This window comes from Pseudomonas sp. ICMP 561 (genome assembly GCF_002699985.1).
Classification (GTDB): Bacteria; Pseudomonadota; Gammaproteobacteria; order Pseudomonadales; family Pseudomonadaceae; genus Aquipseudomonas; species Aquipseudomonas quasicaspiana.
Window position 1 is genome coordinate 117,808 of record NZ_LKBT01000045.1, and the last position, 20,585, is coordinate 138,392.

A 20,585-nucleotide genomic window follows, 5' to 3' on the forward strand; every position below is an offset into this window, starting at 1 on the left:
AGTTCAAGCTGCAACCCCCACTTGGGGCTTGCAGCTTGAAGCTTGCAACTGACCTAGGGATACCAGATATGCACAGGCTTAAGCATGGTCTACTACAGGCCGCAGGTTGGTTGTTCTACCTGAGTTTATTAGGGGCACTCGCAACCGCGTTGCCTACCAGTATCTTCGACTCACAGTCGAAGAACTTTATTTTCCTGATTGGCGCCGTGGGCATCTGGCGCTACTCGATGGGCGCTACGCACTTTGTGCGCGGCATGATCTTTCTCTACATCGTTTACCCGCACCTGCGTCGCAAAGTGCGCAAGCTGGGCAAGTCGGCGGACCCGTCTCACGTGTTCCTGATGGTCACCAGCTTTCGTATCGACGCACTGACTACCGCCCAGGTGTACAGCTCGGTCATTCGCGAAGCCATTGAATGCGGCTACCCGACCACCGTGGTCTGCTCCCTGGTAGAAATGTCAGACGAGTTGCTGGTCAAAGCGATGTGGGAAAAGGCCAACCCGCCTGCTCACGTCAAACTGGACTTCGTACGTATTGCCGGTACCGGTAAGCGCGACGGTCTGGCTTTCGGCTTCCGCGCAATCTCCCGGCACATGCCGGACGACCGTGCTGTGGTCGCCGTGATCGATGGCGACACCGTGCTGTCTGAAGGCGTGGTTCGCAAGACTGTTCCGTGGTTCCAGCTGTTCGGCAATGTCGGCGGCCTGACCACTAACGAGTTCTGCGAAGTCCGCGGCGGCTACATCATGAGTGAGTGGCACAAACTGCGTTTCGCGCAGCGTCACATCAACATGTGCTCGATGGCCCTGTCCAAGCGCGTACTGACCATGACCGGTCGTATGTCAGTGTTCCGCGCCACCGTCGTGACTGATCCTGAGTTCATCGCCGATGTTGAAAGCGATTCGCTGCATCACTGGCGTCTGGGTACGTTCAAGTTCCTGACCGGTGATGACAAGTCCAGCTGGTTCAGCCTGATGCGTCTTGGCTACGACACGTTCTACGTGCCGGACGCTACGATCAACACCGTTGAGCACCCGCCGGAAAAGAGCTTCCTGAAGGCCAGCCGCAAACTGATGTATCGCTGGTACGGCAACAACCTGCGTCAGAACTCGCGTGCATTGGGTCTGGGCGTTCGTCGTCTCGGGATCTTCACCAGCATCGTGCTGTTCGACCAGCGTGTGTCGATGTGGACCTCCATTCTCGGCCTCACCGTTGCGATCATCGCCAGCTTCAAATACGGCGGTGTGTTCATCCTGATGTATCTGCTGTGGATCGGGATAACCCGCTTGATCCTGACCCTGCTGCTGTCCTTGTCAGGGCACAACATCGGGCCGGCCTACCCCGTCATTCTTTATTACAACCAGATCGTCGGCGCACTGATGAAGATCTACGTCTTCTTCCGCCTGGACCGCCAGTCCTGGACGCGTCAAGACACCAAACTCAGCCGTGACATGGCCAGTTTCCAGGGTTGGTTCAACACCTGGTCATCTCGAACCATGACTTTCTCGGCTGGCACCATCTTCGTCGCAGTGCTGTTGACGATGGTTTAAACCGGGCCAACGGATTAATCGCTTAAGTAGGAAAAATTAGCCATGAATACAGCCGTGAATGCAAACGTCGTACACGAATCCGAAGCCCAGCGCCAACACGCCCGGGTCAAAATCCCGGCCAAGCTGCGCTTGCTCGAAGCCCCGAACGCGCCTCTGGTACAAGTTGAAGACTTGTCCGCTGGCGGCCTGAGCTTCGTCGCGCCTGCGCAGCAGCGCCCAACGGCAGGTGAAGTTATCAAGGGGCGCCTGCAGTTCCTGATCGACAACCTTGGCCTGGCCATGGACGTTGAGATGCAGGTGCGCTCCATTGATCCTTCCACCGGTCGCGTGGGTTGCCAGTTCCAGAATCTGGAAGCTCAAGACATCGCCACCCTGCGTCACCTGATCACGTCGCACCTGAGCGGCGACATCGTCAGCATGGGTGAAGTGCTGGCTACCTTGCAGCGTGACAACTTCACCAAAGCACGCAAGGTGAAAGGCAGCGGCGACGGCATGAGCGCTCTGGGTCGCCTGCGCGCAGTGACCTTCACCCTCGGTATCTTCATCGTCGGTCTGGCAGCATTCGGCTTTATCTTCAAAACCGTTTACGGCCTGTACTTCGTCAGCCACTCCTCGGCCGGCCTGGTCACCTTGCCAGCCATGGACGTAACGATGCCGCGTGAAGGCACCGTGCAGAGCCTGGTCGCGGTCAACACTCCGGTCGCCAAAGGCGCACCAATGGCCTCGTTCAACACCAGCATGCTGGAAATGCTCAAGGGCAGCCTGAACGGTGACGACCTGCAACCTGCAAAAATCGAAGAACTGTACGGCAAGCAAATGGCCGGTACCCTCACCAGCCCATGCGACTGTGTGATTGCCAAGCAACTGGTTTCCGATGGTCAGTTCGCTGCCAAAGGCCAGGTGATCTTCCAACTGGTACCGCGTAACACCGCAGCCAATGTTGAAGCCCGCTTCACCTATCGTCAGTTCAACGACGTCAAGCCAGGCACCCGCGTCAACTTCCAGGTAGCCGGTGAAGACAACATTCGCAGCGGCAAAATCGTCAGCAGCACCAACCTGAGCGAAACCGATCTGGCCACCGATATCCGCGTGCAGATCAAGCCTGACGAAGTGCTGGACACTTCCCTGGCTGGCCGTCCGGTTGAAGTCACCAGCGATCGTGGTCCATCGATGAACTGGCTGATCGACAAAGCCATGGCCGCGGGTCTCTAACATGCGTAGCCCATTACAACGATTGTCGAGCCCTACCCTATTGAGCCTGGCCGTTGCCATCGCGCTGACCGGTTGTGCCGGTCTGCCCGATCAACGCCTGGCCAATGAAGCCTTGAAGAACGGCGACACCGCTCTGGCAGAACAGAACTATCGGCAACTGGCGGACCTGGGCTACAGCGATGCACAGGTAGGCCTGGCTGACATTGCAGTGCAAAGCGGCGACCCGCAGCGCATCAAGGAAGCTGAAGCCACTTATCGCGCTGCTGCTGAAACGTCACCGCGTGCTCAAGCTCGTCTGGGTCGCCTGCTGGCGACCAAACCGGGCGCGACTGAAGCGGAACACCACGAAGCTGAAAGCCTGCTGAAAAAGGCCTTCGCCAGTGGCGATACCAGTTCGCTGACGCCTTTGGCCATGCTTTACCTGCAATTCCCGCACAGCTTTCCGAACGTGAATGCCCAGCAGAAAATCAGCGAGTGGCGTGCACAGGGTTATCCGGAAGCCGGTCTGGCCCAAGTGCTGCTGTACCGCACCCAGGGCACTTACGATCAGCACCTGGATGACGTGGAAAACATCTGCAAAAACGCACTGAGCAAAGTCGACATCTGCTACGTCGAGCTGGTGACGGTCTATCAGAAACGTGGCCAGAACGAACAGCGCACCGCCGTGGTCGAGCAACTGAAAAGTGCTTACTCCATTGGCGGCGTCGGCGCTCAGCGTGTGGACAGCGTAGCCCGCGTATTGGGTGATGCGTCCATCGGTACGCCCGATGAAAAAACCGCTCAGCAATTGCTTGAACAAGTTGCACCGGGTTACCCCGCTTCATGGGTAACACTGGCCAAACTGCTTTACGACTTCCCCGAACTGGGCGACGTCAACAAGATGATGGAATACCTGGATAACGGTCGTGCTGCGGACCAACCCCGCGCCGAGCTGTTGCTGGGTCGCCTGTACTACGAAGGTAAATGGGTACCGGCTGATTCACGCAAAGCAGAAGAGCACATGAAAAGAGCCGCCGCTGGTGGTGAGCTCTCCGCGCATTACTACCTGGGTCAGATCTACCGCCGTGGTTACCTCGGCAAGGTCGAATCGCAAAAGGCACTGGACGAATTGCTGATCGCTGCACGTGGCGGCCAGAACAGCGCTGACTTTGCCATTGCCCAATTGTTCTCCCAAGGCAAAGGCACCATGCCTAACCCGGTCAATGCCTGGGTGTTCAGCCAACTGGCGCTTCAGGCTCCAACGCCGACGCCGGCTGCCACTGATCTCGCGCAGGAAATCAGCACCGCCTTGCCCCCTGAAAAACTCGCCACCGCCCAACGGCTGTTGCAGCAAGAGAAAAACGTCCGGGGCATCACCAGCCAAAACGCGCTGGCCATTCAAGCCCTGAAAGAAGAAGACGGCGAGGACGCACCACTATGAAGTTGAATCCCCTGATGGCCGCAGGCCTGGGTCTTGGCTTTACCCTGCTTTGGGCTACGCCGACACTGGCGGCCCTGACCGAAGAGAAGAACTTTGGTCTGGAAGTAAAAATCAGCGGCCAGGCCGAAGACGACCGCGACCTGGGCACACGCTCCGGTGGCGATGTAAATGGTCTCGGTCTGGACCTGCGTCCTTGGGTCTACGGCGAACGCGGCGACTGGAGCGGTTATGCGATGGGTCAAGTGGTGACTGCCACTGACACCATTCAGACTGACCCTCTTGAACAAACCGACGCCGCAACCCAACAAACCACTCAGTCTCGTGGCAATGCCAGCGAGCGCGAAGTCGACAAGAGCTATCTGGCCTTGCGCGAATTCTGGATTGGCTACAGCGGCTTCACCGCCTACCCTGGCGAGATACTCAAAGTCGGTCGTCAGCGTCTGCGCAATGACGATGGCCAGTGGCACGACACGAACATCGAGGCCGTGAACTGGGTCTTCGACACCACACTGCTCAAAGCAGACGTGGGCGTGGCTCAACGCTTCAGCGAATACCGCACCGACCTGACTGAATTGTCGGCGCAAGACGAAGACCGTAAACACATTTTCGGTGACGTCAGCTACCAGTGGATGCCAGGTCAATGGGCAGGTGTGCGCGCACACCACAGCCAAGATGACGGCAACCTGAAAAAACCTGGCGAGCAACTTGACGATCTGGACAAGACCGCCAATGGCGATCTGACCTGGTTGGGCCTGCAGGCCAACAGCGATGCCTACAACCATCGCAACACCAACCCGATCAATTACTGGGGCAGCGTGACCTGGCTCTCCGGTGATCGCAGCCAGATTGCTGCCGACGCACAGCCGGACGGCACGTTCCAGGCAGGCGACAAGACCAACACCAACGTCAATGGCTGGGCCACTGACCTGGGTCTGCGTTTCCGTCTGGACCCGCAATGGCAAGTCGGCGCCGCCTACTCGCGCGCCAGCAAGGAATACGAACAGAACGGCCTGGAATCCAACCGTTCGAACTGGACCGGCACGCGCTCGCGTATCCACCGCTTCGGTGAAGCGTTCCAGGGTGAAATGGCCAACGTGGAAAGCGGCTCGCTGTTCGCCTCCTGGCAGATGCAGGATGAATACGACGCATCGTTGATCTACCACAAATTCCGCCGCACCGATGGCAATGCGCGCATTGGTACTTCGGGAATCAATGCTGTTGGCGAAGAGCGGCCAGGTGTTCTTTCATCCCTGCCACTGAGCACCGACGGTGAAAAAGACCTGGGTCAGGAAATGGACCTGGTCGTGACCAAGTACTTCAAAGGCGGTCTGTTGCCTGCGGCACTCAGTCAGTCGATGGACGAACCTTCAGCGCTCGTCCGTCTGCGTGCCGGTGTCTTCAAACCGGGTGATGCTTATGGCAGCGAAGTCGACAGCTACATGCACCGCGCCATTGTCGACGTCATCTGGCGCTTCTGATGCAACCGCGAAAGGAGTGCGATGAGATGAACAGTCAAGCAAGCAGTCTGCGCAACCGCGCATGGCCACAAGCACTGCTCGAAAGCGCAGTGCTGAGCGGCGCGCTGTTGCTCGCCAGCTCCGCCATGGCCGCCACAGTGCCGGTCAACCCGGTCCCGGCTCCGGTGAACGGTGCGGCAGTGGTCAAAGAGTTGCAGCAGGCCAAAAACTACACCATCAGCAGCCCGCCGGTGGAAACACTGCACCTGGAAAAACCCAAGCTGCCAGACCTCTCCGGCTATACCGCCGAAGCCGCTGCCAAGAAAATTGTCCGCACCAAAGCGGGCAAGGTTCGAGTGGCCCGAATGATGTCGGAAGTGGGTCTGAAAGAGTTTATCGGTGGCGATAACAAGATGGCCGAATGGGTTGCCCGTCAACAAGGCATCCCACAGGCAATCATCATCGAAGACGGCTATGTGACGGTTCAGGATCTGGCGAAAAAAGTCCCGAAGCAGTACCTCAGCGAAGTATCGCCAGGCACCTACGTGGCTCGCCTGCCGATTCTGGTCAAGGCTACCGGCATCTTCGAAGCCAACAAGAAAACCAAGGAGCTGCGCCTGTCTCAAGAGAAAGGTGCGTTCGTGGTCGTCGAAGGCAAGCTGTTCATGAGCGACACCCAGATGAATGGCTGGCGCGAAAAGGACAACACGCCGTCGACCTTCCGCAAGCCAGACGAATTCCGTCCGTTTCTGCTGTCCTGGGGTGGCTCTGAGGTCTACATCATCAACACCAAAATGGCGAGCCTGGGTTACGACCAGAGCAAGTCCTACGGTGTGAGTATTTCCCAGTACACGCCCAACATGGTCAAAGAGATGAACAAGCCCGATCCGACCGGCTGGATCGTCGGCTCGGAATTCTCGGACATGTGGTATGGCTTCTACTGCTATGAAACCAAAGATTTTGTGGTCAAAGGCAGCACCTACCGCGACAACATCATTTACGGCATCGACCCGCACGACCGTTCCCACGGTCTGATCATTGCCGAAAACGATGTCTACGGAACCAAGAAAAAGCACGGGATCATTATTTCCCGTGAGGTGAACGATAGCTTCATCTTCAACAACAAAACGCACAACAACAAGTTGTCCGGCATGGTTCTGGACCGTAACAGCGTCAACAACATCGTTGCCTACAACGAGGTTTACCAGAACCACACTGACGGCATCACCTTGTACGAAAGCGGCGACAACCTGCTGTGGGGCAACAAGGTCATTGCCAACCGTCGTCACGGCATCCGCGTTCGTAACAGCGTGAACATCCGCCTTTACGAAAACATCGCCATGGCCAACGGTCTGCTGGGTGTCTACGGACACATCAAGGATTTGAGCAACACCGACCGCGACATCGCGCTCGACCCGTTCGAATCCAAGGTGTCGCTGATTGTTGTCGGTGGTGAACTGACCGGTAATAACTCGGGCCCACTGTCGATCGATTCGCCACTGAGTATCGAACTCTACCGAGTGGCGATGCTGGCTCCGACCAAGAACAGCGGTATCAGCTTCGCCGGCATTCTGGGCGAACGTCAGGATGAAATCCTTGACCTGCTGGTACGCCAACAGAAAGCCGTGCTGATCGATCCGGTCGAAAGCCAGAAAGAACTTCAGGACTGAGAAGGTAATGTTTATGCACGCACACTTGATCAAATTACTCAGCCTGTCCGGCCTGACCGCAGCACTGATGGCAATCAGCAGCGGCGCACGTGCAGACGAGTTGCAAGCGCCCAACTTCACCGCGGAGCCCTGCTGCCAGCTGTGCCCGCAAGCGCATGACGCCAGAAACTACACCACGCGCTACCAGCAGAACTTCACCACGCTGGTGCAAGCAGAAGGTGACTGGCTGTTCCGTACCCAGGAAGACCTGCGTACCGAATTCAACACCACGCCAGAAGGCTATCGCCGCATGCAACAACTGCACGATGCCTTCAAGAGCAAAGGCGTTGAACTGGTAGTGGTGTATCAGCCGACTCGCGGCCTGGTGGATCGCAACAAACTGTTCCCTGCCGAACGCGACAAGTTCGACTATGAAAAAGCGCTGACCAACTACAAGGCCATGCTGGGTCGCTTCGACAAGATGGGCTACTGGGTTCCGGATCTGTCGCCGTTGACCAACGAGCAACAGGCCCATGATTTCTATTTCCGCGGTGACCAGCACTGGACGCCATACGGCGCCCAGCGCACCGCGAAAATCGTTGCCGAAACCGTGAAGAAAATCCCGGGCTACGCCGACATTCCAAAGCGTGAATTCGAAAGCCACGTTTCGGGACGCATGGGCAAAACCGGTACCCTGCACAACATGGCAGCGCAATTGTGCGGTAACACCTACGCGATCCAGTACATGGACCAGTTCACCACCGAGCCTAAAGGCGAGGCCGGTGACGGCGACCTGTTCGGTGATTCCGGCAACCCGGAAATCACTCTGGTCGGTACCAGTCACAGCGGCAAGAACTACAACTTCGCCGGCTTCCTGCAAGAGTACATCGGTGCCGACATCCTTAACGTTGCCTTCCCTGGCGGCGGTCTGGAAGGTTCGATGCTGCAGTACCTGGGCAGTGAAGACTTCCAGAAACGTCCACCAAAAATCCTGATCTGGGAATTCTCGCCGCTGTACCGCCTGGACCAGGAGACCATTTACCGCCAGATGATGTCGCTGCTGGATAACGGCTGCGAAGGCAAACCAGCAGTGATGAGCGCAAGCACCACACTGAAGACCGGCACCAATGAAGTGCTGGTCAACGGTAAGAATGGAATCAAGAACATCCGCAATGGCAGCAATCAGATCGACATCCGTTTTGCCGACACGTCGGTAAAAGTTCTGCAAGCCAGACTCTGGTACATGAACGGTCGTCACGAAGATCTGAAAATCGAAAAACCGGAAACATCCGATACAGACGGGCGCTTCTCCTTCGAACTGCGAACAGATGAAGACTGGGCTGACCAGCAGCTGCTCGCACTGGAAATCCAGGGTCCGGAAGCGGGCACTGCACCCCAGAAAGTCGAAGCGAAAGTATGCAAACGCAACGTGTTCCCGGGCACTGCGCAGCAAACTGCGCAAGCCGGGTTATGAGGCTACCTATGCACACTCCGAAACTGATGTTACCTACCCTGCTGTCACTGGCCATTATGGCCGGTGGCGCCGGGGCCGCCAGCGCCGCGAACCTCGTGCCACCCAAAGGCTACGACGCTCCGATCGAAAAAATGAAGACCGGCGACCACAACTTCAGCTGTGACGCCATTCCAAAGCCTTACACCGACAAGCTGGTGTTTCGCAGCAAATACGAAGGTTCGGACAAGGCGCGTGCGACCCTGAACGAAGCGTCCGAAGAAGCGTTTCGCAGTGCGACCAAAGACATCACCACCCTTGAGCGTGGCGTCAGCAAAGTCGTGATGCAGTACATGCGCGATGGTCGTCCCGAGCAGCTCGATTGCGCACTGAACATGATGACTACCTGGGCCAAGGCTGATGCGCTGGAGTCCAAGGACTTCAACCATACCGGTAAATCGATGCGCAAATGGGCGTTGGGCAGCATGTCCTCCGCTTACCTGCGCTTGAAGTTCTCCGACTCGCATCCGTTGGCCAACCGCCAGGCGGACGCGCAGATCATTGAAGCATGGTTCAGCAAACTGGCTGACCAGGTCATCAGTGACTGGAGCAACCTGCCGATGGAAAAAATCAACAACCACTCGTACTGGGCCGCATGGTCGGTAATGGCAACCGCTGTCGCCACCAACCGTCAGGACCTGTTCGACTGGGCGATCAAAGAATTCAAAGTCGCCGCCAGCCAAGTCGATTCGGAAGGCTACCTGCCGAACGAGATGAAGCGTCGTCAGCGTGCCCTCTCCTATCACAACTACGCCTTGCCGCCACTGGCGATGATCGCCAGCTTTGCGCAGGCCAACGGTGTAGACCTGCGTCCGGAAAACAATGGTGCATTGAAACGTCTGGCTGATCGCGTGCTGTCTGGCGTGAAAGACCCGGCTGCCTTCGCTGCTAAAAACGGTGAAAAACAGGACATGACGGACCTCAAGAAGGATCCGAAATTTGCCTGGCTGGAACCGTACTGCTCGCTCTACACCTGCAGCCCTGAAGTACTTGAAGACAAGCACGAAAAACAACCTTTCAAAACCTTCCGTCTGGGCGGTGACTTGACCAAGGTCTACGACCCTGAGCATGAGAAGGGCGACAAAGGCGGTTGATACACCAACCAACTGTAGGAGTGAGCTTGCTCGCGATGACGTCGGATCAAACAACCTGGATCTGACATGAGATATGCGGTGTTTGATATGCCGCTATCGCGAGCAAGCTCACTCCTACAGTGTTACGCGTTAACCCCCACATCGGTGTGGGGGGTTTGGGGGGGCTTTGGGCCCTTGACTGATGGATAAACGGAGATATCAGGATGGTGTTCTCATCCAACGTGTTCCTGTTCCTGTTCCTGCCGATTTTCCTCGGCTTGTATTACTTGAGCGGGCAACGCTATCGCAATCTGCTGCTGCTGATTGCCAGTTATGTGTTCTATGCCTGGTGGCGTGTGGACTTCCTCGCGCTGTTCATCGGCGTAACGGTGTGGAACTACTGGATCGGCCTGCAGATAGGTGCGGCAGGCGTTCGCACCAAGCCGGCTCAACGCTGGCTGTTGCTGGGCGTGGTGGTTGACCTCGGTATCCTGGGCTACTTCAAGTACGCCAACTTCGGCGTCGACAGCATCAACGCAATGATGACGTCGGTCGGTCTGGAGCCGTTCATCCTGACCCACGTGTTGCTGCCAATCGGTATCTCGTTCTATGTCTTCGAGTCCATCAGTTACATCATTGACGTGTACCGCGGTGATACCCCGGCCACACGCAACCTGATCGACTTCGCTGCGTTTGTCGCGATCTTCCCGCACTTGATTGCAGGCCCTGTGCTGCGTTTCCGTGACCTGGCTGACCAGTTCAACAATCGCACCCACACCCTGGACAAGTTCTCCGAAGGCTGCACGCGCTTCATGCAGGGCTTCATCAAGAAAGTGTTCATCGCCGACACCCTCGCCGTTGTCGCTGACCACTGCTTCGCGCTGGAAAACCCGACCACAGGCGACGCCTGGCTGGGTGCACTGGCTTATACCGCGCAACTGTATTTCGACTTCTCCGGTTACAGCGACATGGCCATTGGTCTGGGCCTGATGATGGGTTTCCGCTTCATGGAAAACTTCAAACAGCCTTACATCAGCCAGTCGATCACCGAGTTCTGGCGTCGCTGGCACATCAGCCTCTCCACCTGGTTGCGTGACTACCTGTACATCACTCTGGGCGGCAACCGTGGCAGCAAGTTCGCGACCTATCGCAACCTGTTCCTGACCATGCTGCTGGGTGGTTTGTGGCACGGCGCCAACATCACGTACGTAATCTGGGGTGCATGGCACGGTATCTGGCTGGCGATCGAGAAAGCCATCGGCCTGAACACCGCACCACGTACTTTTAACGTACTGCGCTGGGCCCTGACTTTCCTGATCGTGGTCACTGGCTGGGTCATCTTCCGCTCCGAAAACCTGCACGTTGCCGGCCGTATGTACAGCGCGATGTTTGGCTTCGGTGACTGGAAACTGTCGGAACTGAACCAGGCCAGCCTCACCGGTCTGCAAGTGGCGACCATGGTCGTGGCTTACGCAACACTGGCGTTCTTCGGTCTGCGTGACTTCTATGCCAACCGTCCTGCCGAAAAAGCTGCCAGCAAGAGCAACCCGGATCTGGGTGTTCAGGCTGACGGCCCTGCCACTGCGCAGCCAGGCATGATCAAAGCCGTACCGGGTGACAAACCAGGAAGCATTCACGAACCAGGCTACATCGTGGGTACTGAAGCTCAGGTACAGCCTGCTTACTGGGTTGCTGACTGGCCACGTTACGCAATGCGCGCACTGATCCTGCTGCTGTTCATTGCTTCGATTCTCAAACTGTCGGCGCAAAGCTTCTCGCCGTTCCTTTACTTCCAATTCTGAGGACCCGCCATGACCCGTTCATTACGCATCCTCTACATCACCCTGTTCCTGGCTATCCTGCTGATTCTGGGTATCTGGTCGCTGCGCAGCTTTGCCAGCTTCTCGACCACCCCGGAAACCACCGTGCTTAACGGTAAGTGGACCAAGGCGGCGGAAACTCATTACGACGAAGAGTTTCCGATCAAGCGTCTGGGCACCAACCTTTGGGCAGCGCTGGATTACAAGCTGTTCAACGAAGGCCGCCCGGGCGTTGTCCTCGGCAAGGATCAGTGGCTGTTCACTGATGAAGAGTTCGATGCCATCGCCAACGGTGACAAGAACGAAGCGGAAAACCTGGCAATCATCCAGGGCGTACGCGACGAACTGAACGCCAAAGGTACAAAGCTGGTGCTGGCGATTATCCCTGCCAAGACCCGCTTGTATCCGGAGCACATTGGCGACAACAAACCTGCCACGTTGCACACCGATCTTTATCAGCAGTTCCATGAGCACGCTGCGCAAGCCGGTCTGGTCGCGCCTGATTTGCTGACACCGCTGCAAGGTGCCAAGCAACACGGCCAGGTCTTCCTGCGTACCGATACTCACTGGACGCCGATGGGTGCCGAAGTTGTGGCCAAGCAGTTGGGCACGGTCATCGCAGAGCAGACGCCATTGAGCGGCGAGCCTGAGAAGTTCGTCACCCAGGCCAAGGAAACAGCGCCTTATAAAGGCGACCTGACCAACTTCCTGCCGCTTGACCCGCTGTTCAGCAACCTGTTGCCACAACCGGATCAACTGCAACAACGCAGCACTGACCCGGTAGCAGCAGAGGCCGAAGGCGATGACGCGCTGTTCGCCGACAGTGATGTCGCCGTTGGTCTGGTGGGCACCAGCTACAGCGCCAACCCGAACTGGAACTTCGTCGGTGCGCTTAAAGAGGCGCTGCACAGTGATGTTGTGAACTACGCGGAAGACGGCCACGGCCCGATCCTCCCGATGCTCAAATACCTGCAAACCGACGCGTTCAAAAACAGCCCGCCACAAGTATTGATCTGGGAATTTCCGGAACGTTATCTGCCCGTTCACAACGACCTTAAAGACTTTGATCAGCAGTGGATTGCACAGCTAAAAAAAGCTGCTCCTGAAGCGATCAAAACGCAACAAAACGTCGTTCAGAACGTCAAACCTTCCGACTCGCCAAACCAGGCCCAAAACTGAGAGGACTAAACAGATGAACCTACAGAATTCGAACACTCGTACTGCCAAGAAAAGCCTGCTGAAAACCTGCGCACTGGCTGCCGGTATCAGCCTCTTCACCCTGCAAGCATTCGCCGGTGACTCCGCCCTGTATGGCCCAACCGCACCAAAAGGCTCTACCTTCGTGCGTGTCTACAACGCCAGCAGCTCCGAGATCAGCGCTTCGGTTGGCAACACCAACATGAACGAAGTAGCACCACAGGGCAGCACTGCATTCAGCTTCATGCCACAAGGTGACTACACCGCCAAACTGGGCAGCCAAAGCGTCCCGGTGAAACTGGCAGGCGACCACTATTACACCCTGGTCAACAACGCCAGCGGCAAGCCACAACTGGTTGAAGAACCACCGTTCAAAAACAAGCAGAAATCCCTGGTTCGCGTACAGAACCTGAGCGACAAGGCACTGACCTTGAAGACTGCTGACGGCAAAACCGAAGTCGTAAAAACCGTTGCTGCCAAAGGCACCGGTGAGCGTGAAATCAATCCGGTAAAAGTCAGCCTGGCGCTGTACGACGGCGACAAGAAAGTGACTGACCTGAAACCGGTTGCCCTGGAGCGTGGCGAAGCCGCCGTGTTGTACATCACCGGTAGCGGCAGTGGCCTGTCTCCGGTATGGGTAAAACCACCGGTAGCGACTCGCTAATAAAGGATTAGTCAGTCGGCCCGCTGATGAGTGGGCCGATCGACACGGAACAAAAACAAGACAGAAACGACAGACCGACGTACAGCCCTATTTCGAAATGCTCTTGGAGAAACAACATGATTCCAGTGATCTTGTCAGGCGGTAGCGGTTCACGACTCTGGCCGCTTTCGCGTAAACAATTCCCTAAACAGTTTCTGGCGCTGACCGGGAACCACACCCTCTTCCAGCAAACCCTCGAGCGTTTGAAGTTCGAAGGCATGCAAGCACCGATCGTGGTTTGCAACAAAGAACACCGTTTCATCGTCAACGAGCAACTGAGTGTTCTGGGCCTCGAAACTCAGACCGTGATCATGGAACCGTTTGGCCGCAACACTGCGCCAGCCGTTGCCATCACCGCCATGCACCTGCTCAGCGAAGGCAACGACGAGCTGATGCTGGTCATGCCTGCTGACCACGTGATCGAAGATCAGAAAGCTCTGCAACGCGCACTGGCGCTGGCCACCGTCGCGGCCGAGCGTGGCGAGATGGTCCTGTTCGGCGTACCGGCTACCAAGCCGGAAACCGGTTATGGCTACATCAAATCCACTGCTGATGCACTGCTGCCAGAAGGCGTGAGCCGCGTATCGCACTTCGTCGAGAAGCCTGACGAACAGCGCGCTACCGAGTTCGTTGAAGCCGGTGGTTACTACTGGAACAGCGGCATGTTCCTGTTCCGTGCCAGCCGCTTCCTCGAAGAGCTGAAAAAGCACGATCCGGACATCTACGACACCTGCATGATGACCCTGGAGCGCAGCAAGCAAGAAGGCGACACCATCGACATCGACGAAGCCACCTTCGCCTGCTGCCCGGACAACTCCATCGACTACGCCGTGATGGAAAAAACCCAGCGCGCTTGCGTTGTGCCACTGACCGCTGGCTGGAACGACGTGGGCTGCTGGTCCTCGCTGTGGGCTGTGCAACAGAAAGACGCCAACGGCAACGTCACCAAAGGCGACGTGGTTATCCAGGACAGCCGCAACTGCATGATCCACGGCAACGGCAAACTGGTATCGGTGATCGGTCTGGACAACATCGTTGTCGTCGAAACCAAAGACGCCATGATGATTGCTCACAAGGACAAGGTTCAGGGCGTCAAGCAGATGGTCAACACGCTCAATGAGCAGGGCCGTAGCGAGACTCAGAACCACCTTGAAGTCTATCGTCCATGGGGTTCATACGACTCCGTCGACATGGGCGGCCGCTTCCAGGTCAAACGCATTTCGGTAAAACCGGGTGCCAGCCTGTCCCTGCAAATGCACCACCACCGCGCCGAACACTGGATCGTGGTATCGGGCACTGCACAGGTTACCTGTGACGAGAACGTGTTCCTGCTGACCGAAAACCAGTCGACCTACATCCCGATTGCCTCGGTTCACCGCCTGAAAAACCCAGGCAAGATCCCGTTGGAAATCATCGAAGTTCAATCGGGCAGCTACCTGGGTGAAGACGACATCGAACGTTACGAAGACGTTTACGGTCGCTCCGCTCAACTGGAAGCTGGCGTCAAGACGCAAACCATTGCACGTTAATCTGCTGTTTTAACTGCAATCGGCAACGAGCAGTACACCTCAACAACCTTTTGCGTACCCCATCCGCAGCAGGTTGTTGAGGTTTTTTTTGGCCTGCGTTTTTGTTGAATTGAAACGGATCAGTTCTGCGGAAAATTCTATGGTCGACTGCAAACATGATTTCGATCTCGCAGGACCGGCTGTAGCCGGGAGAGCAGTATTTCAGTTGAAGGAAATTTAGAGCGTGTCCCGGCCTCCTCCTGGCTGAAGCCGGTCCTACGGACAGCGACATCAACGGCGTACCATTAGCCGCCCCGCCCCGCTTTCGGTACGATGCGTGCTCATCTGTTCACGAGGCGCGACTCATGCTGTTCGGCGCATTGCTTATCATCACCTGGCTTGTCCTGTTGCTGCGGTATCCGGCCAAGGCCTTGCCTGTTTCATTGGCGGCGGCTGCGGGCCTCGGGCTTGTGGCGATGGTAGTCATCTGGCAAGACAGTCGCGAAACCCGCCGCCTGGAGCATTTGGGGCTGCGGATGAATTACGCCCCGGACCAATGCCCTGTTGGTAAGCCATTGCTGGTACTGATCGACAACACCAACGACGTCCCGCTGCGCGAACTGCGTTGGCGTGTGGCCGCGTATGCGCCTGGCGACACCGTCAACCTTACCGACGACGCCTACGCAGGCCCACGCTATCAAGGCCCCGGCGATTTACAGGCCGGTAGCCAATGGCAGGATTGTTTGCCGCTCCCTCCCCTGCGCCAAGGTTATCGCCCGCAGACGCTGGAGTTTCGGGCTGAACATTTACAAGGCAGTTTTTCGGACTAATTCAAAGGAACAATTCAATGCCCAACGTCCTGATCACCGGCTGCTCCAGCGGCATTGGCCGCGCCTTGGCGGATGCTTTCAAAGACGCGGGTTATGAAGTCTGGGCGACCGCGCGCAAGCCTGATGACGTTGCCGCGCTCAACGCTGCCGGTTTCACGGGCGTGCAACTGGATGTCAATGACGGTGTGGCATTGGAGAGATTGGCCACGGGATTTGAAGGGCTGGATGTGCTGATCAACAACGCCGGTTACGGCGCTATGGGGCCATTGCTCGATGGCGGCGTCGAGGCGATGCAGCGCCAGTTCGAAACCAACGTGTTTTCGATCGTGGGCGTAACCCGTGCGTTCTTTCCAGCACTGCGGCGCAACAAGGGCCTGGTGGTGAACATCGGTAGCGTATCCGGAGTGTTGGTCACACCTTTTGCCGGGGCCTATTGCGCCTCCAAGGCAGCGGTGCATGCGTTGAGTGACGCTTTACGTCTTGAGTTGGCGCCCTTCTCGATTCAGGTGCTGGAAGTTCAGCCGGGCGCCATCGCTACGAGTTTCGCGAAGAATGCCAGCCATGAGGCTGAATTGCTGATCCATGAGCAATCGCCATGGTGGCCGCTGCGTGAAGGGATTCGGGCACGGGCCAAGGCTTCGCAGGACAACCCGACTCCCGCCAGCGATTTTGCTCGTGATGTGCTGCGCGCAGTGCATCAGGCCCAGCCGCCACACCTCTTGCGATCAGGCAACGGCTCGCGAGTGTTGCCGTTGATGAGCTGGTTACTGCCCAAAGGTTTGCTGGATAAAAAACTGCGCCAGCGGTTTGGGTTGGATGAGAAGCTCTAAACGAGCCAGCAGCTTGAACCGCTAATCATCTGTAGGGTAGCTTGTTGGCGAGGCGGCACATCTGCCTCAGCCAGTCCGACTTCGCCAACAAGCTACCCTACAGAAAGGTGCGTTATCTGGACTCAGTCCGTAGGCGTTTAAGGCCGAATGTATTACTGAAAAACCCAGTAGGCACGCTATTGATCGCACTCATGTATTAATAATCAAATTATCAATCAACATGTACTCCACACCCTCCCAAACGCTCACCCCTATCGCCTTTATTTTTTGACCATTGCCGTAAACTCTCTGCCGAGGGCCTATGACAAATTGACTTTGAGCTATGACGCTACCCCGCTCATTGTAAGCAGTCCAGGATTCTGGTCCGTGGAAGCCAAAGCCTACCTGATATACACCAAATACAACCTCAATGGCTGACGTATTCAATAAGAAACGCACTCCCCCACCAAACCCTAAAGGTTCAAATCTGATACAGATGCCCTCGATAATAGATGGAGAGGGAGAGGGATCTTCTCGATACACACTAACGGCTCCCTGGTCAGGAGTCACATGTAAATTTGGAAAAGCACGTGAGCTACCTTCGGGGATGGGGCCCAGTACGCCTGTTTCAAAGTTTTCCGTTAACGTGGCAGTGATAACGGGTGAGGCAGAGGGTTTTATCGCGCCAGGATCGATGTTAATCAGCCATTGAAGTGAGCGGGGTTTATTGAGTTGCCTTACCGCATAGCTATGCTGCCCCGGCACAGCCTCCACAGCAACGCTCCATCTGCCGCGCGGGGACGCCCGAGTGATACTCAGATCGTTTTCGCCATCGGAGATTAGTAGATAAGCACCGGGCGCAGCCGTACCAGAAAGAAAAAGTCCGGTATCGCCACAAGTATCGCCATTGGGCGTGAAACCACTGGGACTGACTACTTGGGTGATGGACGGTGGAACAGATTGCGATTGAATCGTCATGGTATCAACTCCACTAATGAATGACACATGCCTGAGAAATTCTTGATGCCAGGCTCTGGATGATGCCTCTCAATCATTGTGAGTATTGGGAAAGCTGACTACTGTCAGAAATGACAGTGGTTAGACCGATTGGCTATTGCTGCCGCCTAAAACAGGGGGCAAGTTAATAATCGATACATGCGATGCGGATGGGTTTATTGTGCCGCCCTTTTCGCGAATGAATTCGCTCTCACGAAACAACATGCAAAACTACTGAATTGAAATGTATTTTCTGTAGGGGCTGCGAAGGCTGCGAGGCATTTTCCTGACACACCACTATCGCAGCCTTAGGCAGGTCCTATGTTTGTCGCGAGACAGCGTGGTGCCAAATACAGTCGCAGCTCGTAGCGGGATAGTACCTCACCTGCCTATTGCGCATCGCAGTAAACTACTCACACTCGCACTCATGTGTATAAATCAAAAACCGGTCAAACAGCATAAATTCAAGCCCACGCCCACCACTCAACACTATCGACTTTATCTTTTGCCCGTAGCCGTGAATGGTCTGCCACCTGTGATGTAGATCGCCGTAAGCGATAAGTCGACCTTGTTCATCGTAAGCACGCCAGGCTTGGCCCTCATCGAAGCCGCCCCCCTTCTGATAGATATTGAACTGCACATCAGATGCTGCCTCATTAAAAGTGAACCGTAAACTACCCGACCAACTGACGGGGCTGAATCTGATGCAGTTACCACTGACCTCCGTAGAAGGTGGAGGGTCTGCTAGATACACACTGATGTCTCCTGCTATCGCGGTGACGCTCAAACTTGGAAACTCGCGAGTACTGCCTTCAGGAATCAAGCCCGGCACACCTGTTTCGAAGTCTTCCCAATACGTAGCAGCAGCTCCAGGTGAGGTGTAGTGTTTCAGTGCGTGAGGATCTACGGTAATGACCCATTGAGGTGAGCGCGATTTATTGAGGTGCCTGATAGTATAAAAATGCTGCCCGGGTCCAGCCTGCACAGCAGAGCCCCAAGTACCGACCCGGGAAGCCTGAGTTACCGATATATCATTTTCGCCATCGGACACCAGTAGGTAGGTGCCCGGCGCTGCCGAGCCAGAGAGAAAAAACCCGGTATCGCTACTGGTACCGCCATTAACCGTGAGACCGCTTCGGCCTACTGCCTGGGTAATGGTGGGTGAAATAGACTGCGATTGAATTGCCATGGTATCAACTCCGTTGATGAATTATGCAGGCCTGATAAATCACTGATGCCAGTGTTCTGGTTAACGCCTCTCACTCCCTGGAGATACTGAGAAATCGCTTTAGCATCATGAGCGACGCGATACAGGTCAACGCGCCATAAAACAGACTGAAAGTTTAATAATTTGCTTAATCCTTAATACAATCCGTTACCAACACCTGAAACTTACCGACTGACTTCCAGCACTATCTACTTGCACTCACAGTCATAGGTATAGAAACTGACAAAATCAATTAGCATATACTCCAGCCCTACTCCACCGCTTACTACGATTGATTTAATTGTCAGCCCGTAGCCGTGAATATTTTGCCAAGGCGCGGAATCAAAATAGCCAAATGCGATGAGAAGACCTTGCTCATCATAAGCACGCCACGATTCCTTTTCGTGAATCGACTGTCCCTCATGGTAGCAGTTAAAGTACACATCAGAGGCTCCCTCGTTTAGATCGAACCGTACACTTCCCGACCACTCGAGAGGCCTGAATCTAATGCAGTTACCACTTATACCTATAGAAGGAGAAGGATCAGCCAGGTACACACTGATATCTCCAGCAATCGCAGTGACGCTTAAATTAGGAAATTTTCGCCAGCTCCCTTCAGGGATTTCACCCGGCACCCCCGTTTCAAACTCTTCAATCAACGCGTCAGCAGCCGGTGAGGCGTAGGGCGTCGTGGCATCAAGGTCTACGGTAATGATCCATTGAGGTGAGCGTGATTTGTTGAGGTGCCTGACAGTATAAAAATGTTGCCCGGGTCCAGCCTGCACAGCAGAGCCCCAAGTACCGACCCGGGAAGCCTGAGTTATCGATAAATCATTTTCGCCATCAGACACAAGTAGATATGCACCCGGTGCCGCCGAGCCTGAAAGGAAAAAACTGGTATCGCCACTGACACCGCCATTGGCCGTAACACCGCTCAGGCTTAATGCCTGGGTAATGGTGGGGGAAACAGGTTGCGATTGACTTGCCATGGTCTCAACTCCGTTGATAAATAACGCGGTCCTGACAACTCCTTAATGTCAGTCTGTTTGGGGGCCTCTTACAATTCTTGTTCATACAGAACACAGCTGACTACTGTCAGAAATGACAGTAGTTAGACCCATTAGCGATTGCAGGGTCGAAAAACACTGCTTTTAATAGTCGGTACATGCCGTGCAGATGAGTGCTGCGTGCCCTCTTCGCGAATGAACTCGCTCTCATAAAACAACATGCAAAACTACTGAATTGAAATGTATTTTCTGTAGGGGCTACCGAAGGCTGCGAAGCATTTCTCCTGACATATCGCCATCGCAGCCTTCGGCAGCGCCTACAGGGCTGGGCTACGCGTTACCGCGTTGTAGCCGTTGACGGTTTGGTCATTGCGGCTGTTGGCGGATTGAAACGCTCTCCCGGCAGGAGCCATGCATTACCTGGACTCCACCCGCGCCAGTGAGCGTTCGAGTTCGGCTTTGGCCATGCCTATCAGGTGCACCACCGAGAAGGCTAAATCGCGTTTCGGGCCATTAAGACTGTCGCCGGTTTCGTAGGCAGTGGCGGCGGCGCAACGCAGCAGGTCACTGACGTGATGCAGGGACTCTTCTAGCGTGGGTTGTGGTGGATCTGGAGTTACTTTGATCATCAGGGAAA

General features: G+C 55.8%; 17 protein-coding genes. 13 read left to right on the top strand and 4 right to left on the bottom strand.

From position 1 onward, the window contains the following. Positions 1-68 precede the first annotated feature (68 nt). The 13 genes from alg8 to AO242_RS22605 all read left to right on the top strand — a co-directional run bounded on the left by alg8 (position 69) and on the right by AO242_RS22605 (position 16,759). Positions 69-1,550: a mannuronan synthase gene (gene alg8 / locus AO242_RS22545; protein ID WP_099270421.1), complete on the top strand. Its 1,482-nt coding sequence runs from the start codon at positions 69-71 to the stop codon at positions 1,548-1,550. Positions 1,551-1,592: 42 nt separating this feature from the next. After that, entirely contained in the window at positions 1,593-2,762 is a 1,170-nt protein-coding gene (locus AO242_RS22550; protein WP_027898938.1) for an alginate biosynthesis protein Alg44, read from the top strand. A 1-nt stretch (position 2,763) separates the two neighbouring features. Further along, positions 2,764-4,182, top strand: coding sequence for an alginate biosynthesis TPR repeat lipoprotein AlgK (gene algK / locus AO242_RS22555; protein ID WP_099270422.1), 1,419 nt, complete (start codon positions 2,764-2,766; stop codon positions 4,180-4,182). After that, the gene (locus tag AO242_RS22560) at positions 4,179-5,660 is read left to right on the top strand and encodes an alginate export family protein (RefSeq protein WP_099270423.1); all 1,482 of its coding nucleotides are present in this window, start codon (positions 4,179-4,181) and stop codon (positions 5,658-5,660) included. Before algK ends, AO242_RS22560 begins: the two co-directional genes overlap by 4 nt. A gap of 26 nt (positions 5,661-5,686) precedes the next feature. After that, positions 5,687-7,309: a mannuronan 5-epimerase AlgG gene (gene algG, locus AO242_RS22565; protein ID WP_099270424.1), complete on the top strand. Its 1,623-nt coding sequence runs from the start codon at positions 5,687-5,689 to the stop codon at positions 7,307-7,309. A 13-nt stretch (positions 7,310-7,322) separates the two neighbouring features. Continuing rightward, a complete protein-coding gene (locus AO242_RS22570) occupies positions 7,323-8,762 on the top strand; it encodes an alginate O-acetyltransferase AlgX-related protein (protein ID WP_099270596.1) in 1,440 nt (479 codons plus the stop codon). Positions 8,763-8,770: 8 nt separating this feature from the next. Next, positions 8,771-9,892, top strand: a complete 1,122-nt coding sequence (locus AO242_RS22575; RefSeq protein WP_099270425.1) for a mannuronate-specific alginate lyase — start codon at positions 8,771-8,773, stop codon at positions 9,890-9,892. Positions 9,893-10,095: 203 nt separating this feature from the next. After that, the gene (locus AO242_RS22580) at positions 10,096-11,673 is read left to right on the top strand and encodes an MBOAT family O-acyltransferase (RefSeq protein ID WP_027898944.1); all 1,578 of its coding nucleotides are present in this window, start codon (positions 10,096-10,098) and stop codon (positions 11,671-11,673) included. Between the two features lie 9 nt (positions 11,674-11,682). Continuing rightward, complete coding sequence (locus AO242_RS22585) at positions 11,683-12,870, top strand: alginate O-acetyltransferase (protein WP_027898945.1); 1,188 nt, start codon at positions 11,683-11,685, stop codon at positions 12,868-12,870. A gap of 13 nt (positions 12,871-12,883) precedes the next feature. Then, on the top strand, positions 12,884-13,552 hold the full coding sequence (locus AO242_RS22590) for an alginate O-acetyltransferase AlgF (protein ID WP_027898946.1): 669 nt from the start codon (positions 12,884-12,886) through the stop codon (positions 13,550-13,552). Between the two features lie 116 nt (positions 13,553-13,668). Further along, the gene (locus tag AO242_RS22595) at positions 13,669-15,120 is read left to right on the top strand and encodes a mannose-1-phosphate guanylyltransferase/mannose-6-phosphate isomerase (protein WP_099270426.1); all 1,452 of its coding nucleotides are present in this window, start codon (positions 13,669-13,671) and stop codon (positions 15,118-15,120) included. Positions 15,121-15,464: 344 nt separating this feature from the next. Next, the gene (locus AO242_RS22600; RefSeq protein ID WP_027898948.1) at positions 15,465-15,929 is read left to right on the top strand and encodes a hypothetical protein; all 465 of its coding nucleotides are present in this window, start codon (positions 15,465-15,467) and stop codon (positions 15,927-15,929) included. Between the two features lie 17 nt (positions 15,930-15,946). Continuing rightward, positions 15,947-16,759, top strand: coding sequence for an SDR family oxidoreductase (locus AO242_RS22605; protein ID WP_099270427.1), 813 nt, complete (start codon positions 15,947-15,949; stop codon positions 16,757-16,759). Between the two features lie 189 nt (positions 16,760-16,948). Here the strand turns inward: AO242_RS22605 and AO242_RS22610 are convergent, their stop codons facing one another. The 4 genes from AO242_RS22610 to AO242_RS22625 form a co-directional block, all read right to left on the bottom strand. Next, positions 16,949-17,716 (bottom strand): hypothetical protein, encoded by a 768-nt coding sequence (locus tag AO242_RS22610; RefSeq protein ID WP_141562237.1) that lies wholly within the window; start codon positions 17,714-17,716, stop codon positions 16,949-16,951. Positions 17,717-18,143: 427 nt separating this feature from the next. After that, the gene (locus AO242_RS22615) at positions 18,144-18,923 is read right to left on the bottom strand and encodes a hypothetical protein (protein ID WP_099270429.1); all 780 of its coding nucleotides are present in this window, start codon (positions 18,921-18,923) and stop codon (positions 18,144-18,146) included. 227 nt (positions 18,924-19,150) lie between these two features. Next, entirely contained in the window at positions 19,151-19,930 is a 780-nt protein-coding gene (locus AO242_RS22620; RefSeq protein WP_099270430.1) for a hypothetical protein, read from the bottom strand. A 434-nt stretch (positions 19,931-20,364) separates the two neighbouring features. Next, positions 20,365-20,577, bottom strand: a complete 213-nt coding sequence (locus tag AO242_RS22625; protein ID WP_099270431.1) for a DUF6124 family protein — start codon at positions 20,575-20,577, stop codon at positions 20,365-20,367. Between the last annotated feature and the right edge of the window lie 8 nt (positions 20,578-20,585).